Source organism: Agromyces sp. P1_H4 (assembly GCF_056405255.1).
On record NZ_JBFUCL010000195.1, the window covers coordinates 1 to 7140 of the forward strand.

The window sequence follows — 7140 nt, forward strand, 5'->3', positions numbered from 1 at the left end:
CCGGAAGGTCGATTCGCGTCATCTCGACGACGCGCCGACCACGCTGACGGCCGACGATCGCCAGACGCCCGCGCGGGGCGCCCGAATCCCGCGTCAGGCGTCGCGTGCTGGCGCGGGCAGCGACACGTCGAGCAGCGCCGCGGCGACCGACCGGATGAGCGCGGTGACCTCGCCGTGGGTCTTGGTGCCCGCGAGGATGTCCATCACGAGGCCGTCCTCCAGCGCGACGAGCGCCCAGGCCACCTCGGTGACCTGGATGCGCGGATGGAAGACGCCGTCGGCGACGCCGTCGTCGAGGATTCCGACATAGATCTCGACCTGGCGACGGTCGAGGGCGTGGTCGGCGTCGTTGAGCGACTCGTCGCGCAGGCCGGCCGGCCAGAACTCGTAGAGGATGCGCGACTCGTCACCCTCGAGCCCGCCGGTGCTGCCGGCCTCGATGGCGGCCGTGAGCCGCTGAGCCGGAGTACTTGCCTCCGTGACCGCCCGGCTGATGGTGTCGATGAACCGGTCGCTCGCCGCATAGACGAGCTCGCGCACGATCTCGTTGAGCCCCGTGAAGTAGTAGAGCACCGCCGACGGCTCCATGTCTGCGGCGGTCGCGATGGCACGCAGCGTGGTGCCCTCGGCGCCTTCGCGTACGGCCACGTGACGGGCGGCGTCGAGGATGGCGAGGCGACGCTCGGCCTTGCGGTTGGGACGGGGCACCCGTTCATTCTGCCGCGATCGGCGGCGAAGGCGTCCCGCGCACGCCGTTCTCTGAATCACGTACGGAGAACACTTGACGTTCGACCGCCTGATTGTTTGAATGCCATTCAACTGAGTTGTCTGAAGATCGTTCAGACAACGCTCGCAGTCGAAGGAGACTCGATGAGCCCGACACCTCTCGCCCCGGCGGCGTTGCCCACGGCGGGCGCACCCGACAAGGGCCTCCAACGCAACGCGCTCGGCCTCGGCCGCATCGTGGCACTCGGCCTCGCCGCCGTCGCCCCGGCGTACAGCCTCGCGGTCACGCTCGGATACGTGGTCGGGGCCGTCGGTGTGCAGACCCCGGCCGCCTTCCTGCTCGGCTTCGTGCCGATCCTCTTCACCGCGTTCGCGTTCCGCGACCTGAATCGGGCCATGCCCGACTGCGGCGGCGTCTTCGTCTGGATCTCGCGGGCGCTCGGCCCGTTCGCGGGATGGTTCTTCGGGGGATGGGTGCCGCAGGTCGCGACGTTCATCGCCACGGCTGCGCTCGCCGAGGTCGCCACGGTGTACCTCCTCGACGCCGTCGGACTCGGGTTCATCACCGACGATCCCGTCGCGACGATCGCGATCGCGATCGGCCTCATCGCGCTCAGTGCCGCGGTCGCCGTGCGAGGGATCGAGCTCGCGGCCTGGATCCAGTACGCCCTCATCGCGCTGCAGATCGTGGCGATCGGCGGATTCTGCGTGGCCGCGTTCTCGGCGATGGCCGCCGGCACCGCGCCCTCGACCGGCGGGCCGGTGAGCCTCAGCTGGTTCAACCCGTTGGCCGTCGGCGATCCCGCCGGACTCGTCGCGGGCGTCATCCTGTGCCTGTTCATCTACTGGGGCTGGGACGCGCTCATCTCCGTCAACGAGGAGACGACGGAGCGTTCCCGTACGCCCGGTCGTGCCGTGATCATCTCGACGGTCATCCTGCTCGTGCTCTACTGCGGCGCCTCGGTCGCCGCGATCGGCTACGGCGGGGTCGACCTGATCACGTCGGATGCCGCCGTCGACGACGTGCTCTCGGTGCTCGGCCCGCTCGCCACAGGCGAGGTCTTCGGCCGAGTGATCACCCTGGCGATCGGGCTGTCCGCACTTGCGGCGCTCTTCACGGTGGCCGTGAGCACGCCCCGCACCTGGCTCAGCATGGCCACCTACCGGGCGCTGCCCGCGACCGTCGGCCGGGTGCATCCCGTGCACCGCACCCCTCACGTCGCCACCTACTGGTGGGCCGGACTCAGCGTCGCCACGATCGTCGTGCTGACGCTGGTCTCGAGTGACTTCATCGGCCTCGCGATCCTCGCGATCGGCTTGATGGTCGCCGCCTACTACGCCGTCACCGCGATCGCGGCGATCGTCTACTTCGCTCCCGACCTGCGTCGCGGGCCCAGGCCCTTCATCGTCGCCGGTGTCCTGCCCGCGCTCGGCGCCCTGCTCATGATCGTGGCGTTCGTCGTGAGCGCGATCGACATGGCCCGACCCGAGTACGTGGGGGAGTCCGTCCTCGGCGTGGGCACCGTGTTCTGGATCGGAGTGGGCGCCCTGGTGCTCGGCATCATCGTCACGCTCCTGCTCCGGCCCGCGTTCCCCGAGTTCTTCGCCCGACGCGTCATTCCCGTCGGCACGGTTCGAGATCACGACTTCGTGATCGCCGATCCAGCGGATGCCGCGCCCGCCGTTGCAGCCCCCATCGCCGCCGAGACCGACCCGGCCCGCCCCGCAGACCCCACCCGAGAGGAGCGCTGATCGTGCGCACCCTGTCCATCGCCGCCATTCAGACCACCGCGGTCGCGCGCGACCTCGACGCCACGTGGCAGCGGKTCGCCGGCCAGGTGCGCGCCGCGGTCGCCATGCGGCCGCACGTCGACCTGGTCGTCGTGCCCGAGCTGCTGCTCGCGGCGCCGGGGCCACTGCTCGTCGACGACCCGCAGTTCGACGAGCGGGCCGCGACGAGCATCCCCGGCCCGGTCACCGACCGGCTCGGCGACCTCGCCCGCGAGCTCGGCGTCTGGCTCGTGCCCGGATCCCTCGTCGAGCGAGACGACGACGGCCGGCTCTTCAACACCGCCGTCGCGATCTCACCCGAGGGCGAGGTCGTCGCCCGCTACCGCAAGCTCTTCCCATGGCGGCCGTATGAGGCGCTGGAGCCGGGCAGTGACTTCGTCACGTTCGACATCCCGGGCAAGGGCCGGGTCGGGCTCGCGATCTGCTTCGACGGCAGCTTCCCCGAGGTGGCGCGGCAGCTGGCGTGGCTCGGCGCCGACGTGATCATCCAGCCCACGCTGACCACCACCCGCGATCGCGAGATGGAGGTCGTGATGTCGCGTGCGAACGCCTTCGCGAATCAGGTCTTCGTCGTCAACCTGAACGGCGCCTCGCCCGCCGGCGTGGGGGCGAGCGTGCTCGTCGACCCCGAGGGCACGATCATGCAGCAGGCCGGCGAGGGCGAGGAGGTGCTGTTCGGGGTGCTCGACCTCGAACGTGTGCGACTCGTGCGGGAGCACGGCACGTTCGGCCTGAACCGTCCCTGGACCCAGCTCGCCGACCAGTGCGCGCTCGTGCGGTACCCGATGTACGGCGGGGCGACCTTCCAGCCCCCGGCCTGGGCGACCGACGCCGTCCCCGCGTGACAGCCGACCGGGAGCCCCGCCCACCGGCCGTGCGAGGTGACGCGAATCGACCTTCCCGAGCGCCGGAAGGTCGATTCGCGTCATCTCGGCAGCTGGGTGCCCGGGTACGGCTGGGCGGATGCCGCGTGCGAGGCGGATGCCGCGGCGCCGGCGTGCGCGGGGCAGGCGGCGGTGTCGCACGACGCGCACACGACGAGCTGCGTGCGGCACGCGGCATCCGTGCAGTTGGCGGTGCGGTTCGTGGCCGCGCCGCACACCGTGCAGGTGCCGATCACCGCGGCGTGGTCGCTGAAGTCGACCGAGCCGCGCCCGTCGAAGACGTAGAGCGAGCCGTCCCACAGGCCGTCGTCGCCGTAGCGCTCGCCGTAGCGCACGATGCCGCCCTCGAGCTGGTAGACCTCGCCGAAGCCGCGGCTCGCCATCAGGCTCGACAGCACCTCGCAGCGGATGCCGCCGGTGCAGTAGGTCACGACGGGGCGCCCCTTGAGCTCGTCGTACTCGCCCGAGTCGAGCAGTCCCACGAAGTCGCGGGTGGTCTCGACGTCGGGCACGACGGCCCCGCGGAAGCGCCCGATCGCCGCCTCGAGCGCGTTGCGTCCGTCGAAGAACACCACGTCGTCGCCGCGTTCGGCCACGAGCTCGTGCAGCGCCTCGGGGGTCAGCCGGGTGCCCCCGCCGACCACGCCCGCGTCGTCGACGCGGAGCTCGCCGGGCGCCCCGAACGAGACGATCTCGTCGCGCACCTTGACGACGAGCTTCGGGAAGTCGAGGCTCGCGCCCGCCTCGTCGAGCCCTGTGCCCTCGCTCCACTTGAAGTCGATGTGCTTGAACGCCGGGTAGTCGCGGGTCTTGCGCACGTAACGCTTGAGCGCGCGCAGCTCGCCGCCGAGCGTGCCGTTCAGGCCGTCCTTCGAGATGAGGATGCGCCCGCGCAGCCCGAGCGACTCGGCGAGGTCGCGCTGCCAGAGGCGCACGGCGTCGGGGTCGGCGAGCGGGGTGAAGACGTAGTAGAGGAGGATCTTGGCGACGGCCACCCCGAGATCATACGGTCGGATGCCGCGAGCCGGCCGAGCGCGGCCGGCACCCCCGACTCTCCGACCCGCCCGTCAAGGGGGTCGCCCCGGCGCGCCCGCCGCATAGGCTGGCGGCGACCGCAGACGACCACTCCCGAGGAGGATCGCGATGCTCGACGTCGACCCGTACCAGGCACTGCAGGGCTTGCGGCCCGTGGACACGTTCACCGTGACGAGCGCCGACTTCGAGGAGGGCGGGCCGCTCGGCCGCCCCCAGTGGAGTTCGGCCGCCGGCGGCGTCGACCGCTCGCCGCAGCTGTCGTGGTCGGGGTTCCCGGCGGCGACGCGCAGCTTCGCGGTGACGTGCCTCGATCCCGATGCACCCAGCGGATCGGGCTGGTGGCACTGGTCGCTCGCGAACCTGCCGGCGTCGGTGACGAGCCTCGAGGCCGGTGCGGGCAGCGCCGGCGGCCCGCCGCTGCCCGACGGCGCACTCGTGCTGCGCAACGAGGAGGGCTCGCGCGGGTTCATCGGCGCCGCGCCGCCCCGCGGAACGGGCGTGCACCGCTACCTCTTCGTCGTGCACGCGCTCGATGTACCGGGCCTCGAGCTCGACGCAGACGCCTCGCCCGCGATCCTCGGCGCCCGGTGCTTCTTCCACGCGATCGCGCGCGGCATCCTCACGGGGACGGCGACGCGCGACTGACCCGGGCCCGACGCGCCTCACGCGCAGCCCGCGCGGCGGGCGCCCCGAGGCCCATCGGGTAGCGTGTGTGCATCATGCGCCCGATGCCGTTGGAGCCGAACAGTCGCCGTGTCGCCATCGGCTCCCGCCTGCGCGCCGCCCGCCAGGCCCAGCAGCTCACGATCGACGAGGTCGCGCGCATCACGGGCCTGACCAAGGGCTTCCTCTCCCGGGTCGAGCGCGACATGACCTCGCCCAGCGTCTCGTCGTTGATCACCCTGTGCGAGGTGCTCTCCATCTCGGTCGGCTCACTGTTCGAGGCGCCGGACGTGCAGTTCGTGCCCTCGGGCACCGGCCCGCGCATCAACCTCGGCGGCGTCGACACCGAGGAGCGCCTGCTCTCGCCGCGCTCCGAGTCGCGCGTGCAGGTGATCCGGTCGGTCATCGAACCGGGCGGCCACGGCGGCAAGGAGCTCTACGCGGTCGCCGCCGACGTCGACGTGCTGCACGTGCTGCAGGGCTCGGTCGTCGTGCGATTCTCCGACCAGGACTGGGAGCTCGGCCCCGGCGACAGCATCACCTTCAACGGTCACGAGCCGCACAGCTGGCAGGTCGCCGGCGACGGCGGCGCCGAGGTGATCTGGGTGCTCGTCCCGGCGCTCTGGAGCTCCTGACCGCGAGCCCTGCCGACTCGAGCGCGAACGAGCCCGACGATGCCGGATGCCGCCTGCCCGCGGCATCCGTCTCGATGCGGTCTTGACGCGCGGGCGCATCGAGGCTATTTTGTGTGCAGTCGTAGTTGCCCCTATAGCAACAAAAGATTCACAAGAAGCAACAAGCCAAGCAACAAGGAGGTTGCGAGATGACGCAGCCGATCGGTCCCATCGACAGCTCCAAGACGCCGCGCTACGCGGGCCCCGCGGGGTTCGCGCGGCTGCCCCGACTCGACCAGGTCGACCACGCCGACATCGTCGTCGCCGGCGTGCCGTTCGACAGCGGGGTCTCCTACCGCCCCGGCGCGCGGTTCGGCCCGACGCACATCCGTGAGGCCTCGCGCCTGCTCCGGCCGTACAACCCCGCGCTCGACGTGTCGCCGTTCGAGGTCGCCCAGGTGGCCGACGCGGGCGACATCGTCGCGAACCCGTTCGACATCGGCGAGGCCATCGACGCCATCCAGGCCGCCGCCCTCGACCTCACCGCGAACGGCACGCGCCTCGTCACCCTCGGCGGTGACCACACCATCGCCCTCCCGCTGCTCCGCGCCGCGGCCGAGCGGCACGGGCCGGTCGCCCTGCTGCACTTCGACGCGCACCTCGACACCTGGGACACCTACTTCGGAGCCGAGTACACGCACGGCACGCCGTTCCGCCGGGCATTCGAGGAGGGCATCATCGACACCGAGGCGCTGAGCCACGTCGGCACCCGCGGCCCCCTCTACGGCAAGAAGGACCTCGAGGACGACCGCCGCTTCGGCTTCGGCATCGTCACGAGCGCCGACGTCTACCGCCAGGGCGTCGACGAGGTCGTCGCGAAGCTCCGCGATCGCATCGGCGACCGCCCCCTCTACATCTCCATCGACGTCGACGTCATGGACCCCGCGCACGCACCCGGCACCGGAACGCCCGAGGCGGGCGGCATCACGAGCCGCGAGCTCCTCGAGATCCTCCGCGGGTTCCGTGGCCTCAACCTCATCGGCGCCGACGTCGTCGAGGTCGCCCCGGCCTACGACCACGCCGAGATCACCGGCGTCGCCGCGTCGCACCTGGCCTACGACCTGGTCTCGCTGCTCGCGATCCGGCACGAGGCGACGGATGCCGCGGGCGGCACGCCCTCGGCCGAGCAGCTCCTGCGCGAGGCATCCGTTGTCTGAGTCGATGATCGACGCGCGCGCGGTCGAGTCGACGGGCACGGCCGAGTCGACGCGCACGGCCGACCCGACGGTCGCCGCCCCGACCCCCGGCGCCCACGTTCGCAACGGCGGCGACGTCGTCGTCGAGTCGCTGGCCGCGCTCGGCGTCACGCACGTCTTCGGCATCCCGGGCCAGCACGCGCTCGGCCTGTTCGACGCCATCCGCCGCAG

At 71.6% G+C, this 7140-nt stretch carries 8 protein-coding genes; 6 read left to right on the forward strand and 2 right to left on the reverse strand.

Going from position 1 to position 7140, the window contains the following annotated elements; translation table 11 throughout:
• Positions 1-93: 93 nt before the first annotated feature.
• Positions 94-708: a TetR/AcrR family transcriptional regulator gene (locus AC1DY2_RS12320; protein WP_476762691.1), complete on the reverse strand. Its 615-nt coding sequence runs from the start codon at positions 706-708 to the stop codon at positions 94-96.
• 162 nt (positions 709-870) lie between these two features.
• On the opposite strand from AC1DY2_RS12320, the gene AC1DY2_RS12325 reads away from it, so the two are divergent.
• Together AC1DY2_RS12325 and AC1DY2_RS12330 are read left to right on the forward strand one after the other, a co-directional pair.
• Entirely contained in the window at positions 871-2478 is a 1608-nt protein-coding gene (locus AC1DY2_RS12325; RefSeq protein WP_476762692.1) for an APC family permease, read from the forward strand.
• Positions 2479-2480: 2 nt separating this feature from the next.
• Positions 2481-3362, forward strand: coding sequence for a carbon-nitrogen hydrolase family protein (locus AC1DY2_RS12330; protein WP_476762693.1), 882 nt, complete (start codon positions 2481-2483; stop codon positions 3360-3362).
• 80 nt (positions 3363-3442) lie between these two features.
• Here AC1DY2_RS12330 and trhO read toward each other — a convergent pair whose 3' ends face one another.
• The gene (trhO, locus tag AC1DY2_RS12335) at positions 3443-4396 is read right to left on the reverse strand and encodes an oxygen-dependent tRNA uridine(34) hydroxylase TrhO (RefSeq protein WP_476762694.1); all 954 of its coding nucleotides are present in this window, start codon (positions 4394-4396) and stop codon (positions 3443-3445) included.
• A gap of 148 nt (positions 4397-4544) precedes the next feature.
• On the opposite strand from trhO, the gene AC1DY2_RS12340 reads away from it, so the two are divergent.
• From AC1DY2_RS12340 to AC1DY2_RS12355, 4 genes are all read left to right on the forward strand, one after another.
• On the forward strand, positions 4545-5081 hold the full coding sequence (locus AC1DY2_RS12340) for a YbhB/YbcL family Raf kinase inhibitor-like protein (RefSeq protein ID WP_476762695.1): 537 nt from the start codon (positions 4545-4547) through the stop codon (positions 5079-5081).
• A 74-nt stretch (positions 5082-5155) separates the two neighbouring features.
• Complete coding sequence (locus tag AC1DY2_RS12345) at positions 5156-5734, forward strand: helix-turn-helix domain-containing protein (protein ID WP_309975318.1); 579 nt, start codon at positions 5156-5158, stop codon at positions 5732-5734.
• 188 nt (positions 5735-5922) lie between these two features.
• A complete protein-coding gene (gene speB / locus AC1DY2_RS12350; protein WP_476762696.1) occupies positions 5923-6930 on the forward strand; it encodes an agmatinase in 1008 nt (335 codons plus the stop codon).
• 4 nt (positions 6931-6934) lie between these two features.
• On the forward strand, positions 6935-7140 hold a 206-nt coding region (locus AC1DY2_RS12355; RefSeq protein ID WP_476762697.1), incomplete at its 3' end, for a thiamine pyrophosphate-binding protein.